We start from the raw sequence: 25,269 nt of genomic DNA, 5'->3' as shown, positions 1-25,269 counted from the left end.
TCCTGAAGAAGGACTTTCCTTGAACACGCTTTCCGAGTACGGCTTTACCGACCGCATCCGCGATCTCTTTTCCTTCACCTTCCCATCCGCCGTTCCAACACCAGGTCACCCTGCGCTCGAACCGGCGCGTGCAATCCGTGCCGACAGGGGGCGGGTCCTGCTCATCACCGCCAACGGACCGCTGCACGTGGACACCGATGGCACAGTGGTCACCGGTGACTGGGTGGCGCTGGCACGAATCTCTGACGACGACGCAGCGCCGCCCGCCGTCGTCGGCCTCCTGCCGCGCTACTCAACTTTGCAGCGCAAGAAAGCGCACGATCCGCTGTCCGAAGCGCAGGTCCTCGCGGCCAATGTTGATTTGGTGGGAGTGGTGGTGCCGATCGACCGTCCGCTCTCGGCCAACCGGCTTGAACGGACCCTCGTGGCCGCGTGGGACTCAGGCGCTGTGCCCCTTGTCATCCTGACCAAAGCCGATCTGAGCAGCCGGTTCGACGAGGTTGTGGGCCAGACCGTCGAGCGCGCCCGCGGCGTGGAGGTCTTCACGACCTCCGCCGAGGCCGGGGACGGCCTTGATGCCCTTCACTCGAGGATCGGCGTGGGAAGCACCCTGGCGCTGATCGGTCCCTCGGGCGCCGGCAAGTCGACACTGATCAACGCGCTGGTGGGTTGTCACGCCCAGGACACCGGGGAGGTGCGTGCGGGTGACGGAAAGGGACGGCATACCACCACGGTGCGGGAGCTCATTCCGCTGGGAGCCGGCTCGGTGCTCATGGACACTCCGGGCGTGCGGGGGTTCGCCCTGTGGGATGCGGAGGACGGGCTGGAGGCGGTCTTCGGTGATATTGAGGAGCTCTTCGGACACTGCCGGTTCACGGACTGTGCGCACGGTTCCGAGCCCGGGTGCGCCGTCCAAAACGCTCTTGGCACGGGTGAGCTGGAGGAGCGCCGCTGGTTGAGCTACCAGAAGATGCAGCGCGAGCTTGCCGGCCTTCACCGCCGCCAGAGCGTCGCAGAGCAGCGCCGGCACGGCCGTTCCTTCCACCGCATGGCAAAGGAAGCGGCGCTCGCGAAGGACTTCCGCAATCGCTTCCGCGAGGGATGAGGCACCCCGAATTGTCGGCTCACAACCGCGCCCGTTAACAGGGAACCGGTTCCGTGTTAACGATTCGAGACAAAGTTTCCGTCCGGGCCATACAAGCGCTTGTGCACAACGAACGCCTAGCTAGACTCAACAAGGTGATGCCCCTGCCAAGCGTTTTCGCGCTTGCCGGGTAAGCAGAATCGTCAGGGAACGGCCGCGGGCCGGGCCCGACGTCGATGAAAGGTATGGCTTCATGACCGGCGAGACTTCGGGCCCCGGCGCGGGCAGTTCCAGCCCCAGGGCAATGATCCAGTTCCGTAACGTGTCCAAGAACTATGGCGGTGGCACGGCCGCTGTGGAGAACCTCAGTATGGACATTGATCGGGGAACAATCACGGTCCTCGTGGGGCCATCGGGCTGCGGCAAAACCACGTCCCTGCGCATGATCAACCGGATGGTGGAACCAACGTCCGGGACCATCCTCGTTGACGGCCAGGACATCGGCGGGCAGCGCGCATCAGAGCTGCGACGATCAATGGGCTACGTCATGCAGTCTTCCGGGCTGTTGCCGCATCGCACCGTGCTGGACAACATCATGACTGTGCCGCGGTTGAATGGCGTGGCCAGGACAGCTGCACGGAAGCGGGCAGCTGAGCTGCTCGACGTCGTCGGCCTCGCGCCGGCCCTCGGAAAGAGGTACCCCGGCCAACTGTCGGGCGGCCAGCAGCAGCGTGTCGGCGTTGCACGCGCACTTGCTGCGGACCCGCCGGTCCTCTTGATGGATGAGCCCTTCAGCGCAGTTGACCCGGTGGTGCGCCACGAACTTCAGGAAGAGCTGCTGCGGCTCCAGCGGGACCTCGCCAAGACCATCGTTTTTGTCACTCATGACATCGATGAAGCCACCATTCTCGGTGACAAGGTGGCAGTTTTTGCCACTGGTGGCCGGCTGGCCCAGTACGCGGCGCCGGAAGAGATTCTGCGCGCGCCCGTGGATGATTTCGTGGCCGGATTTGTGGGCAGGGACCGCGGGTTCCGCCGCCTTTCTTTCCAGGATGGCGGTGGCGTGCAGGTCCACCCCATTGAGACGGTGAGGGTAAGCCGGCTTGCAGATCCGAGCGTCTCCGTCGATTCCTCCTGGACCCTGGCGGTCGACGACGATGGACGCCCCCAGGGATGGGTGCCGAGGGCGATGCAGGACACCGTCCGATCGGCGCAGGACCTGGTGCCTGGCGGTTCGCTGTACCGCCGTGGTGATTCGCTTCGCCGCGCTCTTGATGCGGCGTTGTCCGCGCCGTCAGGCCTGGGCGTGACAGTCGACGATGATGGCCGGGTCCTCGGTGTGGTCCAAGCGGCCGAGGTCCTTGAGCTCATCGAGGAGGCGCGACTGGACCGCGGCCGTACCGATCACAACACGGCGGTCTGACATGCAGTGGTTCATCGACAACTTCTCCTATATTGCGGAGCTCACGGGATACCACCTCGTGCAGGCCATCCTGCCCCTGGTCCTCGGTGTCATCATTGCGGTTCCGGTTGCACAGGCGGCCCGGCTCAGCAAGCCGCTTGGGGGAGTGATACTCACTACGTCCGCACTGCTGTACACGGTGCCATCGCTTGCCATGTTCGTGCTGCTTCCGCTCATACTCGGAACGCAGGTCCTGGATATGATCAACGTCATCGTCGCGCTGACCATCTATGCGGTGGCGCTGCTGGTCCGGTCAACGTTGGATGCGCTCAATTCCATTGACGACGGCGTCCGCCAGGCAGCGGTCGCAATGGGCTTCACCCCATTGCGCCGCTTCCTGACCGTGGACCTGCCGTTGTCCATTCCAGTGCTGTTCGCAGGCCTGCGGGTGATCTCCGTGACCAACATTTCGCTGGTCAGCGTAGGCGCGCTGATCGGTATTCCAAGCCTCGGCACCCTGTTCACCGACGGGTTGTTCAGATCCTTCCCGACTGTGATCGTGATTGGGATAGTCGTGACTCTCGTCCTTGCCCTCGTCATGGACCTGATGCTGGTGTTGCTCGAACGGCTGCTCACTCCCTGGGCGCGGCTGACGAAGGTCACCGCTGACCCGATGACCGTGACGAATGAAGCGAACCTTTCTGCAGATGCCTCACGTGCGGGAGGTGTCTACTGATGGACTACTCAAGCAGTAACCTGCTGGTCCAGATGTTCGAGTGGCTGACGTTCGGGTCGAACTGGAGCGGACCCGGTGGAATCCCGGTCCGGGTGATCGAACACCTGTGGTACACAGCGCTCACCATCCTTATTGCCGCTGCAATCGCCGTGCCGGTCGGCCTGATCGTGGGGCACACGGGGAAGGGCCGCATCATCATTGTTTCCGGCGTCGGAATCCTGCGCGCCCTCCCCACCCTGGGCGTTCTCATCCTGTTCGTGCTGCTGGCAGGCCTTGGACTGATGCCGCCGATCTGGGCACTCGTGCTCCTCGCCGTCCCGCCCATCCTCGCGGGCGTCTATGCAGGAATCTCATCGGTGAACCCTGCAGTCGTGGACGCCGCCCGAAGCATGGGGATGAACGAAGCGCAGGTCTTGTTCCGGGTGGAGGTTCCCAACGGGCTCCAGGTGATCCTCGGTGGCTTCCGCGCAGCCGTCCTTCAAGTGGTGGCGACGGCCGCCGTCGTCGCTTTCATCAATCTGGGAGGGCTGGGAGTCTTCCTGATCGAAGGCACCCAGCTGCGGGACAACGGGCGCCTCTTCGGCGGTGCCGTGGTGATCGCCGTTGTCGCCATTGCCGTTGACGGCGTGATGGCACTGCTTCAACGATTTGCTGTCTCGCCGGGCCTGCGCACATCGCGCACGCCGGCGGAATCACCAAAGACCGGTGGGCAGGAAGCCCACGTCAGTTCACAAGGAGGAACACCATGACCACAACATCCACGCGCGGCTTCCGCCGCAGTCTGCTCGGGTTGACCGCAGGGCTAACCGCGGCGCTTGCCATGACTGCCTGCGGGGTCAACTCAGACCCGCAGGGTGGAACGGAGAGCGAAGGCGCGGAGGGCAGCAGCGGTCCGCTGACCGTCGGTTCGGCAGACTTTCCCGAGAGCCAGATCATTGCCGAGATCTATGCAGGTGCGCTCAATGCCGCGGGCATCGAGGCTGACACCCAGCTCAACATCGGATCGCGTGAGATCTACTACCAGGCGCTCGTCGACGGATCAGTTGACATCATCCCCGACTACAGCGGAAACCTGCTCCTCTTCCTGGATTCGGAAGCAACCGCGGAGTCGGCAGAGGACATCATCAGCGCGCTGCCCGAAGCGCTGGAAGCGGAGTCGCCCGATGTCAACCTCGGGGTCCTGGAGCCTTCTGAAGCCCAGAACAAGGACGCCATGGTGGTCACCTCTGCAACGGCTGAGGAATACGGTCTGACGTCGATCGAGGACATGGCCGAAGTCTGTGACCAGTTGGTGATCGGCGCGCCGAGCACCTTCTCTGAACGTGCTTACGGCCTGCCCGGCCTGGAAGAGAACTACGGTTGTGTGCCGAAGTCCTTTGAACCCATCAACGACGGCGGCGGCGCAGTGACGCTGGAAGCGCTGCTGAATGACACCATCCAGGTTGCCGACATCTACACCACGACACCGTCGATCGCCGACAATGATCTTGTGGTGCTGGAAGACCCGGCCAACAACTTCATCGCCCAGCAGGTGCTCCCGCTGGTGAACCTGGATACGGTTGGCGAAGAAGCACGGGAGGTGCTGAACGAGGTCTCCAGCATGCTCACCACGGAGGACCTGATCAACCTCAACCGCGAGGTGAGCGGCGACGAAAAGCGCAATCCCGCAGATGCCGCCGCTGACTGGCTCGAGGAAAAGGGTCTGGCCGGCGAGTAACGCCGTTCGCCCGGGCATGCCCCAGTCGCATTCATCACAATGCGGTGGGGCAGGCCCGGGCTATGGCATTCTGGGTTGATGGCCGATTTCAAGCAATCCAACAAGCTGCACAACGTCCTCTACGACATTAGGGGGCCACTGCTTGAGCACGCCAAGTACATGGAGGCGGAAGGCCACCGCATCCTCAAGCTGAACATCGGCAATCCCGCGCCCTTTGGGTTCGAAGCGCCGGACGCGATCCTCGTCGACATGATCCGCCACCTGCCCAATGCGCAGGGCTACAGCGATTCCCGAGGAATTTTCTCCGCCCGAACGGCAGTGGTTCAGTACTACCAGGGCCGCGGGATCCAGAATATCGACGTGGATGACGTCTATCTGGGCAACGGCGTCAGCGAACTCATCACGCTCTCGCTGCAGGCCCTGTTGAACAACGGCGAGGAAGTCCTGGTGCCAACGCCGGACTATCCACTGTGGACCGCTTCGGTCAGCCTGGCGGGCGGAACAGCGGTTCACTACCTCTGCGATGAGAGCAACTCCTGGTGGCCGGACGTCGAGGACATCGAGTCCAAGATCACCCCGCAGACCCGGGGGATCGTTCTGATCAACCCGAACAATCCCACGGGCGCTGTCTACCCGCGCTCAGTGATCAAGCAGATCGTGGATCTCGCCCGGCGCCATGACCTCATCATCTTTGCCGACGAGATCTACGAGAAGATCCTGTACGACGACGCCGTGCACGTGAACGCTGCCTCAGTCACCGGCGACGACGTCCTGTGCCTGACCTTCAGCGGCCTGTCCAAGGCCTACCGCATCGCCGGGTTCCGAAGCGGCTGGATGGCCATCTCGGGGCCCAAGCATCGCGCTGCCGATTACATCGAGGGCATCAACCTGCTCGCTAATATGCGCCTGTGCGCTAACGTGCCTGCTCAGCATGCTATCCAGACTGCCCTTGGCGGATACCAGAGCATCAATGACCTGATCCTTCCGGGCGGCCGTCTCCGCCAGCAGCGTGACAAGGCGCATGAGTTGCTTAATGCAATCCCCGGCGTTTCCTGCGAACTGGCACAGGGTGCGCTGTATCTGTTCCCGCGGCTTGATCCCGAGGTCTACCCCATAAAGAGCGACGAGCAATTTGCGCTGGACCTGCTGAAGCAGCAGAAGATCCTGATCTCGCATGGGACCGCGTTCAACTGGATCAACCCGGATCATTTCCGTATGGTCACCCTGCCGAGCGTCGAAGACATCGAAGACGCGATCGGTCGTCTGGCGGAGTTCCTGAGTACGTACAAGCCCTGATCCGTGCGCCCCGGCGGGCGCCTCAACGAGGAGGTTCCATGCACGTAGTACCCGATTTCAGCGTTTCGCCCACGCAGGCGCTGCTTGCGGGACCGGATGTGGATCTCGCACGGATAGACCCGCACTCGACACCGGGTTTCGACGGCAACAAGCAGGAGGGGAAGGCGCGTCTCGAAGCGGGCAAGAAGGGCTTGTCCGAACTGCAGGAGAAGCTGTTCGCGGAGAGCCGGTTCGGCAGTTCGATCTCCGTCCTGCTGATTCTGCAAGCCATGGACACGGCGGGCAAGGGCGGCATTGTCCGGCATGTGGTGGGGGCAGTGGACCCGCAGGGTGTGGAGCATCATGCCTTCAAGGCACCGACGCCCACTGAGAAGAAGCATGACTTCCTGTGGCGGATCCGGAAGGAGCTTCCCGGTCCGGGAATGATCGGCGTTTTCGACCGGTCACACTATGAGGATGTCCTGATTCATCGGGTGCGCCAGCTGGCAACGCCGGAGGTGATTGAGGCGCGGTATGACGAGATCCGGGATTTTGAGGCGGGCCTGGTGGATTCCGGAACGCGCGTCGTAAAAGTGATGCTGCACCTGAGCAAGGAAGAGCAGAAGGAACGTCTGGCGGAGCGGCTAGAGCGTAAGGACAAACATTGGAAGTACAACCCGGGGGATCTGGACGAGCGGGCGCTCTGGGATGAATACCAGCACGCGTACCAGGTTGCCATCGAACGGACGAGCACTCCGGATGCGCCCTGGTTTGTAGTGCCGGCTGACCGGAAGTGGTATGCCCGGATAGCGGTCCAGCAGTTGCTGACTGACGTGCTTGCCGGAATGCAGCTCAGTTGGCCGAAAGCGACTTTTGACGTTGCCGCAGAGAAAGCGAAGCTCGCCGCTACCTGATCAGCTTTCGGATGCGCCCGGTGCATCGGTCTGGTCGCGTGCCGCCGCGAGCCGTTTGCGTGCGCCCTCCAGCCATCGTTCGCAATGGTCTGCGAGGGCTTCGCCCCGTTCCCACAACGCAAGGGACTGTTCCAGGCTCACTCCGCCTGCCTCGAGCTGGCTGACCACCTTCACCAGCTGCTCACGGGCTTCTTCATAGCTCAGCTGGGAAACATCGGTTGCTGCTTCTGTCACCTTCGCCGGAGATTCGGTCATTTCTGGTCCTCGCTGGTGGGAGATTCGATGATGGGCTTCTTCGAAGTTTCGGAACGGGCGCTGATTCGTCCACCCGCCACCCTGATGGCGAGCAGGGAATCCAATGGTGCCTGATCGGGGGTCCGGACTACATCGCCCTCCTCGTTCTGCACCACTGCATAGCCCCGGTCCAGGGTGTTCTGCGGAGAGAGGGACCTCACGTGGGCGCGAAGGTGGGAAACCCGGTCTGCTTCTCGTGCTACTGCACCTTCAATTGCCATGGTGCTGCGGTCACGCAGCCGTACCAGGTCATCATGGCGGACGCTCACCATTCCGGACGGTTGGGCCAGCACAGGGCGGGAGCGCAGATGTGCCAGCCGCTCAGTCTCGCGGGACATCAGTTGGTCCACGCAGCGTGAAAGCTGCGCCCGTGCCTGCCGGATGCGCTGCAACTCCTCGCTGACGTCGGGGACAACGCGCTTTGCCGCATCCGTTGGCGTTGAGGCCCGAAGGTCCGCCACGTCATCCAGGAGCGGATGATCAGCCTCATGACCGATCGCGCTGACAATCGGCGTGGTGGCCGCTGAGACCGCCCGGACCAGATCCTCATTGCTGAAGGCCAGAAGATCCTCCAGCGAGCCGCCGCCGCGGGCAATGATGATGACATCGACCTCCGGCATGTGGTCGAGTTCCAGCAACGCCGAACGAATCTGCGAGACGGCGTTGACGCCCTGCACAGCAACCTCGCGTATCTCAAACTCGACTGCAGGCCAGCGCAGGCGGGCATTCTTCAGCACGTCTTTCTCCGCATCGGAATCGCGTCCCGTGATGAGGCCGATCCGGTGGGGGAGCGCCGGGAGCGCACGTTTCCGATGCGACGCGAAAAGTCCTTCGGCCGAAAGAGCCTGGCGTAGCCGCTCTATTCGCGCAAGCAGGTCACCCAGACCGACCGGGCGAATGTCCCACGCCTGCATTGACAGGCGCCCTGTCTTCACCCAGAAGTCCGCTTTGAGTCTGGCTACCACCCGGGAGCCACGCTCCAGGGGCATGGTGAGCCGATCCAGAACTGTGCCCCAGACCGTGAGCGACAGCGAGATTTCAGCATCAACATCACGGAGGGTGACAAAGCACATGGAACCGCGCTTGTTGAGTTCAATAACCTGCCCTTCAACCCAGGCGGCGGGGGCGCGCTCGATATGGGCTTTCAGCTTCTCGGAGAGCACATGGAGCGGCCAGGGCTGATCAGCCGAGGTTTCCCCCGCCGTCTCGGGAAGGGTTGTCGGATCCGTGGACACGGAGGAGTCAGCTGTGACCACGGTGCCTACCGGCGCGCCGTCGTGGTTCATCAAATACCGCATCCTTCCAATACAAGACCCGCCCTATCAGCCTGTCCGGCACTCGTCACCTGCCACCCTCGCGTCACACGGAACGGACGAGCTGGTGCCGTGCCGCTGGTTAATGTTTATCAGGTGCTCCTGACAACGGTTGAACCCGGACCGCAATGTGCAGGAGGACAGTTTCCGCCGGCCGGTGCCGCCGCAACAACGGCCCCCGCGGGCGCAGGCATAATCGTAGGATCGTCAATCAAGGGAACGGGAGCTGATGAGAACAGCCGGATCGGCCTTCTTTGTCCTGTTTGCACTGGTGCTTGGTGTGGTGGCCCTGCCCAGTGCCTGGCTCGCTTCCAATGTGGTGGCCGAAGACGGCTTCGTCCAGCTGACCGCGCCTCTTGCTGACGATGCAGAATTCACGGGTACGCTCGCAGGCGCGCTTGCGGAGGAAGCAACAGCCAGTGTCGAGCTGCCTCCGGGAGTGGCGAACGCGGTGGAGCCGGTGGTGCGGGACGTCGCGCAGGGCATTGCACAGTTGCCCGACTTCGATCGGGCCTGGCAGGACACCCTGCGGCGCTCACATGGCCTGACTTTCGGAGGGCAGGAGCAATTAGATGGTGACTCCGGTGGTCCCGCGGCGTTCACCCTCGACGTTGCACCGCTCGTAGGCCTGGTGACTGCCGAACTTGGCGGTCAATTCGGAGTCGATGTACCGGAACCCGAGCGAACTCTGGTAAATATCGGTGGCACAGACCCGTTTGATCTCGTGGAGAGGGCAGAAACTGCCGCCGATCTGTGGCCGGCACTTGCGATCGCGGCCGGCGTGGGAGCCGTTCTCGCCCTTGTACTGGCTCGTCGTCGAAGCACAACGCTCGCTCTCCTCGGACTCGGAATCCTGCTCACTGGTGGGGTGCTGTGGATCGCCTCCGGTTTGGTGCCCGGCCTGGCGAACCAGGTTGGGGATGAAAGTGCAGTGGCCGACGTCTTCAAGGCCGCGCTTGCCGAGCGCGCAGCATCCAGCTTCCAGGAATGGTGTCTCGCGGCGTTGGCAGCGGGGATCCTGCTGCTGGTCGCGGGCGTCGTGGGTCGGCTGCTCAGTGGGTCCCGCCGCTAGCACCGCACCTCCTACTTTTCTGCTCACTGAAGCGCTCGGCTCTGAGCGGACAGCACCCATGCCCCGCCGGGCGGAGATGTGCGGGCCGTTAGCATGGAGGTATGTCCTCCACAGCTGTATCGGTACCCATGCCCATGGTGCCCCGGAACCGGCGCTCGCCGGAAGAAGTCCACGCCGCTGCACCGGTTGCCGGCCAACGCAAGGTACTCCTGGCTGCGCCCCGCGGATACTGCGCGGGCGTTGACCGCGCCGTCATCGCAGTAGAGAAGGCACTGGCACACTACGGGCCGCCGGTGTATGTGCGGAAGCAGATCGTCCATAACCTTCACGTGGTGTCCACGCTGGAGGAGAAGGGCGCCATCTTCGTTGAGGAGAACGACGAGGTTCCGGAAGGAGCGCTCGTGGTGTTTTCTGCACACGGAGTCTCGCCCGCGGTGATCCGGTCAGCAGAAGAGCGCAACCTCCGGACCATCGACGCCACCTGTCCGTTGGTGACCAAGGTACACCGCGAGGCAGTGCGTTTCGCGCGGGATGACTTCGACATCCTTCTGATCGGTCACGATGGCCATGAAGAGGTGGAGGGAACCGCCGGCGAAGCCCCTGAACATATCCAGATCGTTAACGGACCTGAAGACGTGGACAGCGTAACGGTGCGCGACCCCAGCAAGGTGATCTGGCTCTCGCAGACCACGCTCAGCGTCGACGAGACCATGGAGACAGTGGCGTTGCTGAAGAAGCGGATTCCTACGCTGCAGGATCCTCCGAGCGATGACATCTGTTACGCCACGTCGAACCGGCAGGCGGCAATCAAGAAGATTGCGCCGGATGCGGATCTCGTCATTGTGGTGGGCTCCGCAAACTCCTCCAACTCCGTGCGGTTGGTAGAGGTAGCGCTTGAGTACGGAGCGAAGGCTTCACACCGCGTTGACTTCGCCAATGAAGTGGATGAGTCCTGGTTTGAAGGAGTGTCCACGGTCGGAGTCACCTCTGGCGCTTCCGTGCCCGAGAATCTGGTGCAGGACGTCCTGCGGCTGCTCGCCGATTATGGTTACGCGGACGTCGAAGAAGTGGTTACTGCAGAAGAGGACATCATCTTCTCGCTGCCGAAGGAAATACGCGCAGCGCTGAAGGCCATGGGAGATCCCTCGAGCGGGCTCGGCGGCCGGGGACAGCGACCCACTTCCTGACGTCTCTCCAGCAAGCCGTAAGTTACGCCGTTCGCTCTGCGGGCTCGTCCTCCGATTCTGTATCGATGAGTTCCTGCGCGCTCAACAGCCGGGGTGTGGTCTCCACCGGCTTGGTGGTCAGCTCTGAGGCGCTCGCGTCCGTCTCAAATGCGTTGATCCGGCGCGCGGTGGGAAGCACCCGGGATTCCAGTGTGCCGACAAACGAGTTGTACTTCTCGACCGAGCTCTTGAGCGAACTGCCCAGACGGGTGATGTGTGAACCCATGGTGCCCAGCCGTTCATACAGTTCCCGTGAGAGGTCATACAACTCCTTGGCATTTTCCGTGAGGACATCCTGACGCCAGCTGAACGCGACCCCCTTCAGAATCGCGAGCAGCGTCACGGGGGAGGCCAGCACCACATTCCGCGCGAAGGCGTAGTCCAGCAACGCCGGGTCCGTTTGGAGTGCGCTCGACAGCACCGACTCGAGCGGAATAAAGCACACCACCAGATCGGGGGAATTGTCGGTCCCCTCCCAGTACTTTTTCCGCGCCAGCGTATCCACGTGTGAGCGAACCGCCTTGACGTGCTGGGTCAGGAGTTCGCTGCGGCGCGATTCCTCCGCACCATTGCGCTCTTGGTCCTCTCCGCCCGGCTGTCCTTGGGCTTCCAGATAAGCGTCCAGCGGGACCTTTGAATCGACGACGATCTGCTTGTTCCCCGGCAACTGGATGACCATGTCGGGACGGACAAGGTTGGAGGATCCCTCCCGGGACGCGATGGTGAGGGTGGCCTGCTCGGAGAAATCCACACGGGCGAGCATGCCTGCGGCTTCCACAATCCGCCTCAGCTGCACTTCACCCCAATGCCCGCGCGCGGTGGTGCTGCGGAGCGCGGAAGCCAGCGAGTGGGTCGTGGACAACAGCTTCGAATCCGATAGCTGTGCCTCCTGCAGCTGCTGCGCGAGCTGACCGAACTGATGCGCACGCTCCCTTTCCAGGTGACCCACGTGCGCCTGCACTTGACCGAGCTTGTCCGCCAGCGGTGCAATGGCACGCAGAACCGACTGGTCCTGACCGGACTGTTCGAGAAGCTGCCGGTTCTGTGCGAGCAGGATCCGGTTCTCCGCTTCTGCCGCGGCACGGGCAGACACCGCCGTGCCAAGGCGGGTGCCGGCGTCGTCCATGTCATTGCGCAGCCCCGCGAGGACCGGGCGCAGAAGCACGACGGCGATACCCGCACCGACGACCAGCGCCAGCACCGCCGTGAGAACTACGAGAAGAAGAGTGTTTCCATCCATTTCTCCACCATGGCAGGTGCCTCCGACAATTCCGGGAAAGGACGGCTCCGCCGGGCGGCCGTGCCGACGCGGCGTCCACGCCGGTAGACTGTTTTCCCGTGGCTCTTACTATTGGCATCGTCGGACTGCCCAACGTCGGCAAATCAACCCTCTTCAACGCTCTCACCAGGAACAACGTCCTGGCCGCGAACTATCCGTTCGCAACGATCGAGCCGAACGTCGGAGTTGTCAGTCTTCCTGACCCGCGCCTGGGAAAGCTGGCCGAACTGTTCAGCTCTCAGCGCGTGCTGCCCGCAACGGTGTCCTTCGTGGACATCGCAGGCATCGTCAAGGGAGCCTCGGAAGGTGAAGGCCTCGGTAACCAGTTCCTCGCAAACATCCGCGAAGCTGAAGCCATTGCGCAGGTAGTGCGTGTCTTCGACGACCCGGACGTGGTGCATGTGGACGGCGCCGTGAACCCGGTGTCCGACATGGAGACCATCAACACCGAACTCATCCTCGCGGATCTTCAGACGCTGGAGAAGGCAATCCCGCGCGTTGAGAAGGAAGTGAAGATCAAGAAGCGCGAGGCTGCGCAGCTGACTGCAATGCAGGCGGCGCAGGGTGTCCTCGAACGCGGGGATACGATCTTCGCTTCGGTCGCAAGCGACAAGCTCGAGATGGAGCATCTGCGGGAGCTCAGCCTGCTCACGGCCAAACCGTTCATCTACGTGTTCAATGCCGATGACGCCGTTCTCGGCAGCACTGAGCGTCAGAACGAGCTGCGCGCCCTGGTCGAACCCGCTGACTGCATTTTCCTCGACGCCAAGCTCGAAGCCGATCTGGTCGAGCTGGATCCGGAGGAAGCGCGTGAAATGCTGGAGATGAACGGACAGGAAGAGTCCGGACTGGACCAGCTTGCCCGCGTTGGTTTCCATACCCTCGGGCTGCAGACCTACCTCACGGCCGGTCCGAAGGAAGCGCGTGCCTGGACCATCCGCAAGGGCGCCACTGCCCCGGAGGCGGCCGGAGTCATCCACTCAGACTTCCAGCGCGGATTCATCAAGGCCGAGGTGGTTTCCTTCAATGACCTGGTCTCGGCCGGTTCCATGGCCGAAGCCAAGTCTCGCGGCAAGGTCCGTATCGAAGGCAAGGAATACATCATGGTCGACGGCGATGTGGTGGAGTTCCGATTCAACGTTTGATGTCGGGAGGACCGGGGCCGGAAACCGGCACTGGTCCGCCCATTGTGTCGGTGGCCCTTTCCGAGCATCGGGAGACATCCCGCGTCCCATATCCTTAACTGGTGGTTACGCGACGTGAGGCAGCTCAGATCCTTGATATTCCGTTGGAGATGGCACACCGTCACGGAATCCCTGCCCGGCTCTCAGACGCTGAGTTGTCCGAGCTTTTGCACAATCCACCGGTCTGGCTCGTTCAGTCCAAGGAAAACCGGACGAGTAATCGACCTGTCTGGGTCCAGTTGACCTGCGCGGTCTGTGGTTTCTCGGAAGCCGCGCGGCCCAAGAAGTGGTGGCCGCCGTTCACTTACGTTTGTTGCGCCCACCATTCCCTCGATGAAATCCCACCGGTAATTCCGGGTCTGGTTCGCAGCGAGTACGACGGAATTGGCAGCCGGTTCGTCGGCATCGTCGATGTAGCGGTGCCTGTTCCCTGACCTCCCTTGCCCGGAAGTGATTCAGCCGGGACGTGGGCGCCTCCGATTCTGCTTGATCTCGGACCGCCCACGCTTGTCTTCCAGTCGGCGACGTTGTGACCCTTGTGTACGTCGGGTTGGACGACGGATGGTCGTGGGAGCGACGGCCTCGCGGAGGAGCTCGGCCAGCCGTTTCCTTGCCGCCGTCCGATTGCGTCGCTGGGAACGGTGCTCAGCAGCGCTGATCGTGAGCACGGTGCCCGACAACCGGGCGGCCAGTCGCGCGAGGGCGAGTTCGCGTTGTACCTCAGTTAGAGCTGTCGTAGTCCCGAGGTCGAGACTGAGTTGGACACGCGAGTCCGTAGTGTTGACGCCTTGGCCTCCTGGTCCAGACGCATGGGAGAACTGCTCGAGCAGTTCTCCAGCCGGCACTGTGAAGCCCTGAGGCGCGCCGGGACCCGGGAGTACGTGCAGGCTATCCACACCTGCAAGTCTGCCGTATTCGGAAGAGTTCAGCCCAGGCTGCGCATGGTATCGGTCGATGACTGTGCCGGGCTGCAACTGGAGCCGTACCGTTGCCATGCCGTGCCCTGATGGGAAAATTTGGTTGCATCTCGGTAACAACCATCAACACGCTTTGCTTTTGATACCAAGCAGTAATAAATACCCCTTAGGCTTTCTGCATGTGAGGCACGCCACTTTGAATCAAAGTGCGTGTCAGTCCTTTGTAAAACCATGAAGGACATCTTCCACAACATGAAACAAGGAGGCGGAATGCGTTTCGGACGTACTTCCAAAGCCGTAGGTGTAGCTGCGATAGCTGCACTTGCACTGAGCGCCTGCGCCGAAAGCGGCGGCGGCGAAGATCCCGGCACAGGCGGCGAGGGCGAAGCATCAGGCGGCGCCGTAACCGTTGCCGAGGTCAACCCTTTCACTTCGTTCAACTCTGACAGCGCCACTGGCAACGTCGACATCAACGGCAAGGTCAGCTACCTGACGCATCAGGACTTCTACTACGTGAATGACGCGCTCGAGGTCATCCGCAACGAAGAATTCGGCACCTATGAGGTGACGTCTGAGGATCCGCTCACCGTTGAGTACACGATCAATGAAGGTGTTGCCTGGTCAGATGGCGAGCCCGTCGATGCCGGCGACCTTCTGCTGTCCTGGGCCGTACAGTCGGGTTATTTCGATGATGAAAACCCGGAGGCTGAAACCGGAACCACCTACTTCGCCTACGCCGGTGCCACCGACGGACTCGGACTGACTGGTCTTCCTGAAATCAGCGAAGACGGTCGAACCATGACGCTCGAATACACCGAGCCGTACGCTGATTACGAAATTGCGTTCGGCATCCTCGACACCCCGGCGCACGTTGTTGCCACCGGTGGCAAACTGGCTGATGAGGACGCCCTGGTCGAACTGATTCAGACCGCTCCCGCAGGAGATCCTGAGAGCCCTGAGGATCGTCCCGAGCTGCAGGCGGTAGCTGAGTACTGGAACACAGCATTCGACACCACCACGCTGCCGTCTGATCCGGCACTCTACCTGTCGAACGGTCCATACATCGTTCAGGACATGACTCCTGACCAGTCCATGACGCTGGTCCGCAACGAGGACTACGCCTGGGGCCCCGAGCCCGCACTGGATGAAATCACCATCCGCTACATCGGTGATGCCAACGCCCAGGTCCAGGCTCTTCAGAACGGCGAGGTTGACATTGTTCAGCCGCAGGCCTCCGCTGACACCCTTGCCTCCCTCGAGGCAATCGACGGAATCCAGATCCTTGAGGGCGAAGAGCTTTCCTTCGACCACATCGACCTGAACTACTCCGGCGTGTTCGAGGATGAGAATGTTCGCCGTGCGTTCATGTACACCATCCCTCGTGATTCCATCGTCGAGTCGGTCATCGGCCCGCTGGATCCCGAAGCTGAGCCCCGCAACTCCCAGATCTTCGACATCGGAACGGAAGGCTACGACGCCGCTGTACCGGTCAACGGATCGCAGGAGTTCGCTGAGCCCGACATCGACATGGCCAAGGAACTGCTGGCAGGTGCAACCCCTGAGGTTCGCATCATGTACAACGCTGACAACCCGAACCGTGTTGACGCCTACACACTGATCGCGGAGAGCGCCGAGCAGGCTGGCTTCACCGTGGTTGACGGCGGGCTTCCCGGCAACGAATGGGGATCAGCCCTCGGCGGCGGAACCTATGACGCAACCATCTTCGGCTGGGTCAGCCCTGGCGTTGGAGTGAACGGTGTGCCCCAGCTGTACGGCTGTGACTCCGCCTCGAACTTCAACGGCTTCTGCGATGAAGAAGCACAGGCCGCCATGGATGAGCTGATTGTCACCATCGATCCGGCAGAGCAGCAGGAACTCCAGATCGTCGTTGATACCCGTCTCTTCGAGACCGGCTATGGTCTGCCCCTGTTCCAGTCCATCGGCATCAACGCCGCGGATGAGGCCGTACAGGGTCTGACCTTCAACCCGGGTCTGGTTGGAGTTTGGTGGAACTTCTGGGAGTGGTCGGTAGCCTAAACAGCTCCGCACCGCCCACGTTCACTAGCTAATCGAAAGCGCTGGGGTCGCACTACTGGCCCCAGCGCTTTCGGGTGCTCAGGCACTTCTGCAGTGATTGGCAAGTGCCAAATTTTGACTAAACGTAACGTGGATTACACTCAGTCCGACATGTCGGGCACAACCCGCTTCCTAAACCCCTGAGGCCAAAAAAGACTATGTTGACGTACATTGTCAGGCGGCTGATCGCCGCCGTACTCATTCTTTTTGGCGCTTCGTTCCTCGTGTACATCCTGACTGCATATTCAGGAGATCCACTCGCGGATCTGCGCCAAAGCAACGCCCCCAATCGTGAGCAGCTCATCCAGCAGCGAATCGATCTACTGGATCTCGATGTGCCGCCCATCCTGCGGTATTTCTCCTGGGTATCCGGCGCAGTTCGCTGCGTCGTCCCGTTCGCACTCACCTGCGATCTCGGCAACAGTGTGACCGGTATTGAGGTGACACAGCTCCTCGGTCGTGCAATGGGGCAGACCATCATGCTCGTCACAGCCGCCACCATCCTTGCCATTGTCATTGGCATCACGCTGGGCATCGTGACCGCGCTCCGGCAGTACAGCGGACTCGATTACGGTGTCACGTTCATGGCGTTCCTCTTCTTCTCGCTGCCGGTGTTCTGGGTTGCTGTTCTCCTGAAGGAGTTCGGGGCAATCGGATTCAACAACTTCCTGAGTGAACCGGACATCAGCTTCTTTGCCACAATGGTGTGCGGGCTGGTTGGCGCATTCCTCTTTTACCTGAGTACGTCAGGATCCCTGAAGCGCCGCCTTCTGTGGGCAGCGATCGGATTTGTCTTCGCCTTCGGCATTATCTGGTTCCTCGACCTCACCGGTTGGTTCCTCACGCCCGGCTTTGGACCGATTGTCGTGGCTCTCCTCTCGGTCGGCATCGCCTACGGCGTGACCCTGCTGACTGCCGGCCTGAAGAATCGCAAGGCCCTCTACAGCTCCCTGATCGTCGTCGCGATCGGAATTGTCGCGTACTTCGCGGTGCAGCCCCTGTTGGACCGTGCAACGCTCCTGATGGTGGTTCTGCTCGGTGTTGCCACCGTCCTGGTCGGCCTCGTCGTCGGATACTTCATGGGCGGTTACGACAAGCGTCAGAACATGACAGCAGCGGGGCTCACCGCGTTCCTGATGGGGTTCCTGATCCTGCTGGACCGCTTCATGCAGGCGTGGCCCTCCTACTTCAACAACAACCGGGTCAACGGCCGTCCAATCGCGACAATCGGTGCTTCCACCCCCAACCTCGAAGGAGACTTCTGGGTGCGGGGACTGGACACGTATACGCACCTGCTGCTTCCCACGATTGCCCTGATGTTGATCTCCCTTGCGGGTTACAGCCGCTATTCACGGGCGTCGATGCTGGAAATCATGAATCAGGACTACATTCGTACCGCAAGGGCGAAGGGCCTGGGGGAACGCACGGTCGTGATGCGTCACGCATTCCGCAATGCGCTCATTCCGCTGGCCACGCTCGTTGCCTTCGACATTGGTGCGCTCATCGGCGGCGCCATCATCACCGAGCAGGTGTTCGCCTTCAGCGGCATGGGCCAACTGTTCGTTCAGGCACTCGGAAGGCAGGACCTCAATCCGGTCATGGGAGTCTTCCTGATCACGGGCATTGTTGCCCTGGTCTTCAACCTGGTGGCCGACCTCGTCTACTCCGTTCTTGACCCGCGAGTGAGGGTGAAAGCATGAGCACTGCAGCACAAGAATCAAAGCGATCGAAGCAGCCTGAGGCGAGAGGCCTCAGTCAGGGCCAACTGGTCCGCAAGCGTTTCTTCGGCCACACTGCCGCTGTGGTCAGCATGGTCATTTTTGCGGGCGTCGTCATCATGGCGTTTACCTCAGTGGGCTATGCCGGAATTCCCGGCTGGTGGAAGTGGGACTACGTGGAAACACCGCCACTTGCCAATCCCACGGGTGCACCCACCTGGACACTGCCGTTCAATTTTGGTGACCATCCCTTTGGGCAGGACCGCGTGGGGCGCGATCTCTTCGCCATGACCATGCGCGGTGCGCAGCTGTCCCTGATTGTGATGTTCCTGATTGGACTCGTGGGCGGCATCATCGGCGTCGTTATTGGTGGTGTGTCCGGATACTTCCGCGGCTGGGTGGAAACGCTGCTGATGCGTCTCACTGACGTCATCATCATCATCCCGCTGGTGATCATCGCAGCGGTGCTGGGCACGTTCGGCAACTCCATTTCTGGGCCGGGCACCTTCTTCGGGGCGATCTTCGGCGGCAGCGCCGGCGTCATCCTACTGGGAGTCTTCGTCGGATTCATCATCTGGACCGGCCTCGCGCGTTTGGTCCGCGGTGAATTCCTCAGCCTCCGCGAACGGGAGTTCGTCGATGCAGCCCGCATCGCAGGCGCTTCCAACTCGCGGATCATCTTCAAGCACATCGTGCCGAACGCCGTGGGCGTGATCATCGTCAACACCACCCTGGTCATGGCGTCCGCGATCCTGCTGGAGACGGCGCTGTCCTTCCTCGGACTCGGCGTCCAGGCTCCTGATATCTCGTTGGGTAGCCTCATCAGTGCCAACCAGGCGGCTTTCAGCACCCGCCCGTGGCTCTTCTGGTGGCCGGGTCTGTTCATTGTGATCATCTGCCTGTCGATCAACTTCATCGGTGACGGGCTGCGAGATGCCTTCGACCCCCGGCAGAAGAAGTTCAACGCCAAGAAGGCTGCAGAACCTAAGAAGCCGGCCTGATGAACCGTATACTCTTTGGTGCCCGGCTCAGCGCCGGTCGCGCCGGTCTGCTGTCACTGCAGGGCGAAGGTAATGACGCTCAGCAGCAGCAGGCCGGCGATCACGCCAAGCGGTTGCCAGTTGATGCGGCGCTCCACCCGCGCTGCCTCGGTAGCGTCAACGTCGATCAGACCGCTGTCCACACGCCGTTCCCACTCGGATCGGACCAGCAGGGCAGCAAGGCCGGAATCGGTGTTGCTGAGGTCCCCGGGGCGAACGCTTCCACCCGCTCCGTAGCTGGTGCCCGGAAGGTTCTGCATGTGCTCCGGCTTGCCCGCGTGGGTTCCGCGAACTCCGGGAGCAGGCGCAGCCCAGGCGCTGTAGCTGCCGCTCGGCGTGACGAGCTTCAGTGCGTACTTGGTGTCGACGTGGATGAGGCCGGCCCACGGAACATCAACGGTCTGGACCGGGTTGCGCAGTTGAACGCCGGTAGGCCCGACAACCACCGCCGGAAACCAGAACAACCACCATGCCACGGCCGCTACCGCGAGCAGCGGCGCGGCAGTAGCGAGCGCCTGCAGTCCGGACGTCACAACGGAGGCGATCAGACCCACCGCGACGACGGCGCCCGCAATCGCGAGTATCCAGCGGCTGCTGCGGGGGCGGAAGACAGTGGTCTGGATCGGACCGGTAGGCGAGTTCATCCCCCCATATTTCCAACATTTAGTGTCAGCGCAGTAATCAGCGGGAAAACAGCCCGCCCAAAAGCGCCGTACGCACGGTCACACAGTGGAAGGACAGCACTATGACCCACGACATCATTGACGGCAACGGGAGCAATGATCCAACGGAATCCGCTCGCGGACCGGTGCTCGAAGTTCGAAACCTCAGCGTCGACTTCGGGGTGGAGAAGGAATGGGTCCCGGCGGCCATTGACCTGAGCTACTACGTGAACGCAGGTGAAGTGCTTGCGATCGTCGGGGAGTCCGGGTCAGGCAAAAGCGCAAGCTCGATGGCGCTTCTCGGGCTCCTGCCCAGCAACAGCCGTGTCACCGGAGAGGTGATATTGAACGGCAGGTCAATCCTCAATCTTTCCCCGGGGAAGATGAGGGAGGTGCGCGGCAATGACGTCGCGGTCATCTTCCAGGAGCCGATGACGGCGCTGAACCCCGTGTACACGGTCGGGTTCCAGATCGTCGAGACTCTGCGTCTGCACAACGCAATCTCGCCCGATGAGGCGAGGGAGCGCACCCTCAAACTGCTGGACATGGTGGAGCTTCCTGATCCCGAGAAAGCCTTCCGTTCCTACCCCCACCAGCTCTCCGGGGGACAGCGGCAGCGCGCCATGATCGCCCAGTCACTCTCGTGTGATCCCAAGCTCCTCATCGCAGATGAGCCCACCACCGCACTCGACGTGACAGTCCAGGCCGAAATCCTCGACCTGATGCGCAACCTGCGCAACAAGCTCGACAGCGCCATCGTGCTCATCACCCACGACATGGGAGTTGTCGCGGACCTCGCAGACCGCATCGCCGTCATGCGTCAGGGCGTCATTGTGGAATCAGGCACGGCAGAGAAGATTTTCAGCCGGCCCGAACATCCCTACACCCAGGATCTGCTCGCAGCTGTACCACACCTGGGCCAGGGAGCAGAGGGCGGCGGTGACGACGTCGACATCACCGCGGCCCTTGCAGCAGCAACCAAATCGGAGCTGGCCGGCGTAGACGCTGAAGAGCTTCAGCGCCGGGAGCGGGTTGTCCTCCAGGGTCTGGAGAAGGAAGTTCAGGCAGAGCGGGAGAGCAGGGGAGAAGCAGTACTCGACCTGGTGAATGTGGCCATCGAGTACCCCAAGCAGGGCCGGGTTCCGGCCTTCCGTGCGGTTGAGAACGCAACCTTGAGCATCCGTCCAGGCGAAGTCATGGGATTGGTGGGGGAGTCCGGATCGGGCAAGACCACCATCGGGCGCGCAGCGGTCGGGCTCCTTCCCGTTGCCGAAGGAGCGCTCAAGGTCGTGGGTACTGACATCTCCGGTCTCAAGCCCACCTCCCGGGAACTCGGCGCAGTTCGGCGCAGCGTCGGCATGGTGTTCCAGGACCCGTCCTCGTCGCTGAACCCCCGGCTGCCCATCGGTGAAAGCATCGGCGAACCGATGTTCCTCGCCGGAGAAGCCAAGGGCTCCGCCTTGCAGAAGCGCATCGAGACACTGCTCGACCAGGTGGAGCTTCCGCGTGCCTACCGGAACCGCTACCCGCACGAGCTCTCGGGTGGGCAGAAGCAGCGCGTCGGCATTGCGCGCGCGCTGTCGCTGAAGCCCAAGCTCATGGTTGCTGACGAGCCCACGTCCGCGCTGGACGTGTCCGTCCAGGCCAAGGTGCTAGAGCTGTTCCAGAACCTTCAGAAGGAAATGGGTTTTGCCTGCCTGTTCGTCACCCATGACCTCGCGGTGGTGGACGTTCTCGCCGACCACATCTGCGTGATGCGGCGCGGCAGGATCGTCGAGCAGGGTACCCGCGACCAGATTCTGCGCAACCCCCAGGATCCCTACACGCAGCGGCTCCTTGCGGCTGTGCCGCTGCCGGATCCGGAGAAGCAGCGCGAGCGACGTGAGCTGCGCGCGCAGCTCCTGGCCGCAGCCGAGTAGCCAGCTTCCACGAACGACGACGGCGCCCGCTGCGGTGGGTGCCGTCGTCGTCGTTTAATGTGCCCGTTAGGCCATCTTTTGCCTAGCGCTTAGACTGGTAGTAGTGCGCGCTGTGCTGCCCGCTTCCATTTTCCCCCGGCACCTCCGCAATCCCGACGAAATCCCCGACGAAACGAGTCATTCCGCATGTCTGTATCCACGAGCAACACTGCAATCCGCAGTGACCTTCGCAACGTTGCCATCGTGGCGCACGTAGACCATGGCAAGACGACGCTCGTTGACGCGATGCTGAGGCAGACCAATTCCTTCGCCGCCCACAACCATCTTGAGGACCGGGTCATGGACTCGGGGGACTTGGAGCGCGAAAAGGGCATCACCATCCTCGCCAAGAACACCACCGTGTTCTACGACGGCCCATCGGCTGAGGGCGAAACAATCACCATCAACGTCATTGACACGCCCGGCCACGCTGACTTCGGCGGCGAGGTTGAGCGCGGACTGTCCATGGTAGACGGCGTGGTCCTGCTTGTTGATGCCTCCGAGGGCCCGCTGCCGCAGACCCGCTTTGTGCTGCGCAAGGCGCTGGCCGCGAAGCTGCCGGTTGTCCTGCTGGTCAACAAGACCGACCGTCCTGACTCCCGTATCGACGAGGTCGTCAGCGAGTCCATGGATCTGCTGCTCGGCCTTGCTTCGGACCTGGCCGACGAGGTCCCCGATCTCGACCTGGACCTCGTGCTCAACGTTCCCGTGGTCTACGCTGCGGCGCGAGCTGGAGCGGCTTCCCTGGAGCAGCCGGCAGACGGCACCGTCCCTGAGAATGACAATCTTGAGCCGCTCTTCAAGACCATCATCGACCACATCCCGGCGCCACGGTACAACCCGGAGGGCGTCCTGCAGGCCCACGTCACCAACCTGGACGCATCGCCGTTCCTTGGCCGCCTCGCTCTGCTCCGTATCTTCAACGGCACGCTCCGCAAGGGTCAGCAGGTCGCCTGGGCCCGCCAGAACGGTGAACTGAAGACCGTTAAGATCACTGAGTTGCTCGCCACCAAGGCCCTGGACCGCGTCCCCACCGAATCCGCTGGACCGGGAGAGATTGTTGCTGTCGCCGGTATCGAGGACATCACCATCGGTGAAACCCTGACCGACGTCAACAACCCGCAGCCCCTTCCATTGATCACCGTGGATGATCCGGCTATCTCCGTCACCATCGGTATCAACACCTCGCCGCTGGCCGGGAAGGTCAAGGGCGCGAAGGTTACTGCGCGACAGGTGAAGGACAGGCTTGATAAGGAGCTGATCGGCAACGTATCGCTGAACGTTCTACCCACCGCCCGCCCGGACGCCTGGGAGGTCCAGGGACGTGGAGAGCTGGCGCTGGCCATTCTTGTGGAGCAGATGCGCCGCGAAGGTTTTGAGCTGACCGTCGGCAAGCCGCAGGTTGTTACCCGGACTGTTGACGGGAAAATCCATGAGCCCATGGAGCACATGACCATCGACGTTCCCGAAGAGTACCTTGGCGGTGTTACCCAGCTGATGGCGGCACGCAAGGGCCGCATGACCAACATGTCCAACCACGGCACCGGTTGGGTTCGGATGGAATTCATCGTTCCGGCCCGGGGGCTCATCGGTTTCCGTACCAAGTTCCTGACGGACACCCGCGGCGCTGGAATCGCGTCCTCCTACTCCGAGGGCTACGAGCCGTGGGCAGGGGACATCGAGTACCGCACCAACGGATCGATGATCGCGGACCGCGCCGGGGTGGTCACCCCGTTCGCCATGATCAACCTGCAGGAACGCGGTTCCTTCTTTGTGCAGCCGACCTCCGAGGTGTACCAGGGCATGATCGTCGGCGAGAACTCACGCGCCGATGACATGGAAGTGAACATCACCAAGGAAAAGAAGCTCACCAACATGCGTGCCGCTTCCTCCGACACCTTCGAGAACCTGACGCCTCCCCGCAATCTCACGCTCGAGGAATCACTCGAATTCGCGCGGGAAGACGAGTGCGTCGAGGTGACTCCGGAGTCCATCCGCATCCGCAAGGTGGTTCTCGATCCCAACGAGCGCATGCGCGCTGCCCGTTCCCGCGCCCGCGCCTAGCAGGGTAGGCAGTTGCCGGCTCCCGGCATGCAGGTGAACAAACAGAAGGACGACGACGGCGCCAATCCGGCCGCCGTCGTCGTTCCTTCTGCCCGTAGCGGCGACCGCCCGCGCGGAGTCCTCGCCTCCGTCCTCGGCGGCTCACTTGCGGCTGTGCTTGGCACCGCGCTTCATGCCCATATCTGGTACGTGAACGGTGTCGGGATTCCGGCCGGTGCGCTTGCCTCTGTAGTGCTTGCGACCAGTATTGCCGTGTTCGTTGCCGTGGCTGCCCGCAGCATCTTTTTCGCAGCCCTGACCGGAGTAGTCGCGTACATCCTGGTGGGGCTCGCGGCTTCTTTTTCCGCCGGTGCCCTTATCGCTGCCGGCGTTGGGGTGGAGGGCGCGCTTCCGCCTGTGGCCATTGCCGGCTATGTCTGGGTGGTGGGACTGGCCGTCGGAACGGTTGCAGCCGTTGCCCTGTCCTGGTGGGCGTTGCGGCCGTCAGCCCGTCCTGAAGCCGAAGCTCTGTAACGAAGCTCTGTAGTACTGTCTCAGTCCGCGGTGCGGTCTATGTGGTGGGCCAGCATGATGGAGGTCGCGGTGCCGTCCTCGTCCGATTCCCGCCGGGCGTATTCCTCGAACACGTGGCGGATCTTCTCCATCATCTCGGCGCGGTTGGCGTCATTGAGCCGCACTCCAAGACGCCACACGTCGATCTCCGAGGGGTTCAGCCCGTCTATTTCCTGAAGGAACGTTTCGACGAGTACAGGGGCCGCGTTGGGCATGCGGCTTCCCCACGACAATCCGGTGGCGCGATAGGGGATTTCCTTCGCGCCGCGATTGCCCGTCCGCGGCTCCTCGGCCTTCAAAAACTCGGTGGCGAGCAGAGTCCGCACATGGTGCAGCGCCGTGGCGGGATTGAGATCCAGCACCTCGGCGATTTCCTTATTGGTGCGTGCCTTATGCAGGCAAAGCCGGAGGATCCTGAGCCGGACGGGGGAGCTCAGCGCCCTGCCGCGTGCCTGGACGTCCTCATCTGTTTCCATGATTTCCAGCATACGTCAGCAGGCACTTACTGATTGAATTTAGTCAATCGCGAGGTTGACCCTACTGCGGGCGTTCTCGGACCGCGCCGCGGAGGTGGGGGAGGCACCGGTTTGGCGGCCGTCACGGCAGTCAGCGGAACGACGACGTCCCCGCGCCTTCCTGAAATGGTGCAGGACAGATCGTCCCGTGCAGCCAGGTTGCCGAGTGCATCCGTGAGGCCGCCTTCGATCCGATACCGGACAACAACGCGGGTCCCCAACGGCAGGGAAGTCAGCAGGTGTGCGGCGGAGCTGGACATGGGCATAGCCT

General features: G+C 62.3%; 24 protein-coding genes. 17 read left to right on the top strand and 7 right to left on the bottom strand.

The annotated features are described in order from the left end of the window. Nucleotides 1-19: 19 nt before the first annotated feature. The 7 genes from rsgA to ACZ2GY_RS11800 all read left to right on the top strand — a co-directional run bounded on the left by rsgA (nucleotide 20) and on the right by ACZ2GY_RS11800 (nucleotide 7,128). Nucleotides 20-1,105: a ribosome small subunit-dependent GTPase A gene (rsgA, locus tag ACZ2GY_RS11830; RefSeq protein WP_346027141.1), complete on the top strand. Its 1,086-nt coding sequence runs from the start codon at nucleotides 20-22 to the stop codon at nucleotides 1,103-1,105. A 283-nt stretch (nucleotides 1,106-1,388) separates the two neighbouring features. Continuing rightward, entirely contained in the window at nucleotides 1,389-2,507 is a 1,119-nt protein-coding gene (locus tag ACZ2GY_RS11825) for an ABC transporter ATP-binding protein (protein ID WP_277357693.1), read from the top strand. 1 nt (nucleotide 2,508) lies between these two features. Then, entirely contained in the window at nucleotides 2,509-3,222 is a 714-nt protein-coding gene (locus ACZ2GY_RS11820) for an ABC transporter permease (RefSeq protein ID WP_277357674.1), read from the top strand. After that, nucleotides 3,222-3,971, top strand: coding sequence for an ABC transporter permease (locus ACZ2GY_RS11815; protein ID WP_277357673.1), 750 nt, complete (start codon nucleotides 3,222-3,224; stop codon nucleotides 3,969-3,971). The genes ACZ2GY_RS11820 and ACZ2GY_RS11815 overlap by 1 nt, the downstream gene beginning before the upstream one ends. Next, entirely contained in the window at nucleotides 3,968-4,939 is a 972-nt protein-coding gene (locus tag ACZ2GY_RS11810) for an ABC transporter substrate-binding protein (RefSeq protein WP_277357672.1), read from the top strand. The genes ACZ2GY_RS11815 and ACZ2GY_RS11810 overlap by 4 nt, the downstream gene beginning before the upstream one ends. A gap of 78 nt (nucleotides 4,940-5,017) precedes the next feature. Continuing rightward, entirely contained in the window at nucleotides 5,018-6,235 is a 1,218-nt protein-coding gene (locus ACZ2GY_RS11805; protein ID WP_346027138.1) for a pyridoxal phosphate-dependent aminotransferase, read from the top strand. Nucleotides 6,236-6,273: 38 nt separating this feature from the next. Beyond that, a complete protein-coding gene (locus ACZ2GY_RS11800) occupies nucleotides 6,274-7,128 on the top strand; it encodes a polyphosphate kinase 2 family protein (protein ID WP_277357670.1) in 855 nt (284 codons plus the stop codon). On the opposite strand, the gene ACZ2GY_RS11795 is transcribed toward ACZ2GY_RS11800, so the two are convergent. Continuing rightward, nucleotides 7,129-7,383 (bottom strand): exodeoxyribonuclease VII small subunit, encoded by a 255-nt coding sequence (locus ACZ2GY_RS11795; RefSeq protein ID WP_346027137.1) that lies wholly within the window; start codon nucleotides 7,381-7,383, stop codon nucleotides 7,129-7,131. Continuing rightward, nucleotides 7,380-8,708, bottom strand: a complete 1,329-nt coding sequence (gene xseA / locus ACZ2GY_RS11790) for an exodeoxyribonuclease VII large subunit (protein ID WP_277357669.1) — start codon at nucleotides 8,706-8,708, stop codon at nucleotides 7,380-7,382. Before xseA ends, ACZ2GY_RS11795 begins: the two co-directional genes overlap by 4 nt. Nucleotides 8,709-8,964: 256 nt before the next feature. Between xseA and ACZ2GY_RS11785 the strand changes: the two genes are divergently transcribed. Next, entirely contained in the window at nucleotides 8,965-9,807 is an 843-nt protein-coding gene (locus tag ACZ2GY_RS11785) for a hypothetical protein (RefSeq protein WP_471671953.1), read from the top strand. 101 nt (nucleotides 9,808-9,908) lie between these two features. Beyond that, the gene (locus tag ACZ2GY_RS11780) at nucleotides 9,909-10,994 is read left to right on the top strand and encodes a 4-hydroxy-3-methylbut-2-enyl diphosphate reductase (RefSeq protein WP_277357667.1); all 1,086 of its coding nucleotides are present in this window, start codon (nucleotides 9,909-9,911) and stop codon (nucleotides 10,992-10,994) included. 22 nt (nucleotides 10,995-11,016) lie between these two features. Here the strand turns inward: ACZ2GY_RS11780 and ACZ2GY_RS11775 are convergent, their stop codons facing one another. Beyond that, nucleotides 11,017-12,273: a DNA recombination protein RmuC gene (locus ACZ2GY_RS11775; RefSeq protein ID WP_471671952.1), complete on the bottom strand. Its 1,257-nt coding sequence runs from the start codon at nucleotides 12,271-12,273 to the stop codon at nucleotides 11,017-11,019. Nucleotides 12,274-12,371: 98 nt separating this feature from the next. Here ACZ2GY_RS11775 and ychF point away from each other — a divergent pair, with 98 nt between their 5' ends. Continuing rightward, on the top strand, nucleotides 12,372-13,457 hold the full coding sequence (gene ychF, locus ACZ2GY_RS11770; RefSeq protein WP_277357666.1) for a redox-regulated ATPase YchF: 1,086 nt from the start codon (nucleotides 12,372-12,374) through the stop codon (nucleotides 13,455-13,457). Between the two features lie 101 nt (nucleotides 13,458-13,558). Continuing rightward, on the top strand, nucleotides 13,559-13,930 hold the full coding sequence (locus ACZ2GY_RS11765; RefSeq protein WP_277357665.1) for a hypothetical protein: 372 nt from the start codon (nucleotides 13,559-13,561) through the stop codon (nucleotides 13,928-13,930). 21 nt (nucleotides 13,931-13,951) lie between these two features. Here the strand turns inward: ACZ2GY_RS11765 and arfB are convergent, their stop codons facing one another. Further along, nucleotides 13,952-14,392, bottom strand: coding sequence for an alternative ribosome rescue aminoacyl-tRNA hydrolase ArfB (gene arfB / locus ACZ2GY_RS11760; protein ID WP_277357664.1), 441 nt, complete (start codon nucleotides 14,390-14,392; stop codon nucleotides 13,952-13,954). A 291-nt stretch (nucleotides 14,393-14,683) separates the two neighbouring features. Here arfB and ACZ2GY_RS11755 point away from each other — a divergent pair, with 291 nt between their 5' ends. From ACZ2GY_RS11755 to ACZ2GY_RS11745, 3 genes are all read left to right on the top strand, one after another. Continuing rightward, nucleotides 14,684-16,450 carry an ABC transporter family substrate-binding protein gene (locus ACZ2GY_RS11755; RefSeq protein ID WP_471671951.1) on the top strand — a complete coding sequence of 589 codons (1,767 nt, stop codon included), beginning with the start codon at nucleotides 14,684-14,686 and terminating at the stop codon, nucleotides 16,448-16,450. Nucleotides 16,451-16,647: 197 nt separating this feature from the next. Beyond that, a complete protein-coding gene (locus ACZ2GY_RS11750; RefSeq protein WP_277357662.1) occupies nucleotides 16,648-18,189 on the top strand; it encodes an ABC transporter permease in 1,542 nt (513 codons plus the stop codon). Beyond that, on the top strand, nucleotides 18,186-19,208 hold the full coding sequence (locus ACZ2GY_RS11745) for an ABC transporter permease (RefSeq protein WP_056544313.1): 1,023 nt from the start codon (nucleotides 18,186-18,188) through the stop codon (nucleotides 19,206-19,208). Before ACZ2GY_RS11750 ends, ACZ2GY_RS11745 begins: the two co-directional genes overlap by 4 nt. A gap of 53 nt (nucleotides 19,209-19,261) precedes the next feature. Here ACZ2GY_RS11745 and ACZ2GY_RS11740 read toward each other — a convergent pair whose 3' ends face one another. Next, the gene (locus tag ACZ2GY_RS11740; protein ID WP_277357661.1) at nucleotides 19,262-19,891 is read right to left on the bottom strand and encodes a PH domain-containing protein; all 630 of its coding nucleotides are present in this window, start codon (nucleotides 19,889-19,891) and stop codon (nucleotides 19,262-19,264) included. A 101-nt stretch (nucleotides 19,892-19,992) separates the two neighbouring features. Between ACZ2GY_RS11740 and ACZ2GY_RS11735 the strand changes: the two genes are divergently transcribed. The 3 genes from ACZ2GY_RS11735 to ACZ2GY_RS11725 all read left to right on the top strand — a co-directional run bounded on the left by ACZ2GY_RS11735 (nucleotide 19,993) and on the right by ACZ2GY_RS11725 (nucleotide 24,444). Continuing rightward, on the top strand, nucleotides 19,993-21,828 hold the full coding sequence (locus tag ACZ2GY_RS11735) for an ABC transporter ATP-binding protein (protein ID WP_471671950.1): 1,836 nt from the start codon (nucleotides 19,993-19,995) through the stop codon (nucleotides 21,826-21,828). A 186-nt stretch (nucleotides 21,829-22,014) separates the two neighbouring features. Further along, nucleotides 22,015-23,931 (top strand): translational GTPase TypA, encoded by a 1,917-nt coding sequence (gene typA, locus ACZ2GY_RS11730; RefSeq protein WP_056544321.1) that lies wholly within the window; start codon nucleotides 22,015-22,017, stop codon nucleotides 23,929-23,931. A gap of 27 nt (nucleotides 23,932-23,958) precedes the next feature. Continuing rightward, nucleotides 23,959-24,444, top strand: a complete 486-nt coding sequence (locus ACZ2GY_RS11725; RefSeq protein WP_471671949.1) for a hypothetical protein — start codon at nucleotides 23,959-23,961, stop codon at nucleotides 24,442-24,444. 20 nt (nucleotides 24,445-24,464) lie between these two features. Here the strand turns inward: ACZ2GY_RS11725 and ACZ2GY_RS11720 are convergent, their stop codons facing one another. Next, a complete protein-coding gene (locus ACZ2GY_RS11720) occupies nucleotides 24,465-24,959 on the bottom strand; it encodes an ArsR/SmtB family transcription factor (protein WP_277357658.1) in 495 nt (164 codons plus the stop codon). 26 nt (nucleotides 24,960-24,985) lie between these two features. Beyond that, on the bottom strand, nucleotides 24,986-25,258 hold the full coding sequence (locus ACZ2GY_RS11715) for a putative acetyltransferase (protein ID WP_471671948.1): 273 nt from the start codon (nucleotides 25,256-25,258) through the stop codon (nucleotides 24,986-24,988). Nucleotides 25,259-25,269 lie beyond the last annotated feature (11 nt).

It is taken from the genome of Arthrobacter sp. KKT183, assembly GCF_055657625.1.
The sequence above is the reverse complement of the archived record's forward strand: the minus strand, read 5'-3'. Positions and strand labels throughout refer to the sequence as shown.

Bases quoted from the DNA above. Each gene is read 5' to 3' on its own strand.
- ACZ2GY_RS11780 (WP_277357667.1), top strand. From the start codon at position 9,909: ATGTCCTCCACAGCTGTATCGGTACCCATGCCCATGGTGCCCCGGAAC.
- ACZ2GY_RS11745 (WP_056544313.1), top strand. From the start codon at position 18,186: ATGAGCACTGCAGCACAAGAATCAAAGCGATCGAAGCAGCCTGAGGCG.
- ACZ2GY_RS11720 (WP_277357658.1), bottom strand. From the start codon at position 24,959: ATGGAAACAGATGAGGACGTCCAGGCACGCGGCAGGGCGCTGAGCTCC.
- ACZ2GY_RS11725 (WP_471671949.1), top strand. From the start codon at position 23,959: ATGCAGGTGAACAAACAGAAGGACGACGACGGCGCCAATCCGGCCGCC.
- ACZ2GY_RS11755 (WP_471671951.1), top strand. From the start codon at position 14,684: ATGCGTTTCGGACGTACTTCCAAAGCCGTAGGTGTAGCTGCGATAGCT.
- ACZ2GY_RS11785 (WP_471671953.1), top strand. From the start codon at position 8,965: ATGAGAACAGCCGGATCGGCCTTCTTTGTCCTGTTTGCACTGGTGCTT.
- ACZ2GY_RS11815 (WP_277357673.1), top strand. From the start codon at position 3,222: ATGGACTACTCAAGCAGTAACCTGCTGGTCCAGATGTTCGAGTGGCTG.
- xseA (WP_277357669.1), bottom strand. From the start codon at position 8,708: ATGAACCACGACGGCGCGCCGGTAGGCACCGTGGTCACAGCTGACTCC.
- ACZ2GY_RS11775 (WP_471671952.1), bottom strand. From the start codon at position 12,273: ATGGATGGAAACACTCTTCTTCTCGTAGTTCTCACGGCGGTGCTGGCG.
- ACZ2GY_RS11735 (WP_471671950.1), top strand. From the start codon at position 19,993: ATGACCCACGACATCATTGACGGCAACGGGAGCAATGATCCAACGGAA.
- ACZ2GY_RS11795 (WP_346027137.1), bottom strand. From the start codon at position 7,383: ATGACCGAATCTCCGGCGAAGGTGACAGAAGCAGCAACCGATGTTTCC.
- ACZ2GY_RS11740 (WP_277357661.1), bottom strand. From the start codon at position 19,891: ATGAACTCGCCTACCGGTCCGATCCAGACCACTGTCTTCCGCCCCCGC.
- ACZ2GY_RS11715 (WP_471671948.1), bottom strand. From the start codon at position 25,258: ATGTCCAGCTCCGCCGCACACCTGCTGACTTCCCTGCCGTTGGGGACC.
- ACZ2GY_RS11750 (WP_277357662.1), top strand. From the start codon at position 16,648: ATGTTGACGTACATTGTCAGGCGGCTGATCGCCGCCGTACTCATTCTT.
- ACZ2GY_RS11805 (WP_346027138.1), top strand. From the start codon at position 5,018: ATGGCCGATTTCAAGCAATCCAACAAGCTGCACAACGTCCTCTACGAC.
- typA (WP_056544321.1), top strand. From the start codon at position 22,015: ATGTCTGTATCCACGAGCAACACTGCAATCCGCAGTGACCTTCGCAAC.
- ACZ2GY_RS11800 (WP_277357670.1), top strand. From the start codon at position 6,274: ATGCACGTAGTACCCGATTTCAGCGTTTCGCCCACGCAGGCGCTGCTT.
- ACZ2GY_RS11810 (WP_277357672.1), top strand. From the start codon at position 3,968: ATGACCACAACATCCACGCGCGGCTTCCGCCGCAGTCTGCTCGGGTTG.
- ACZ2GY_RS11820 (WP_277357674.1), top strand. From the start codon at position 2,509: ATGCAGTGGTTCATCGACAACTTCTCCTATATTGCGGAGCTCACGGGA.
- ACZ2GY_RS11825 (WP_277357693.1), top strand. From the start codon at position 1,389: ATGATCCAGTTCCGTAACGTGTCCAAGAACTATGGCGGTGGCACGGCC.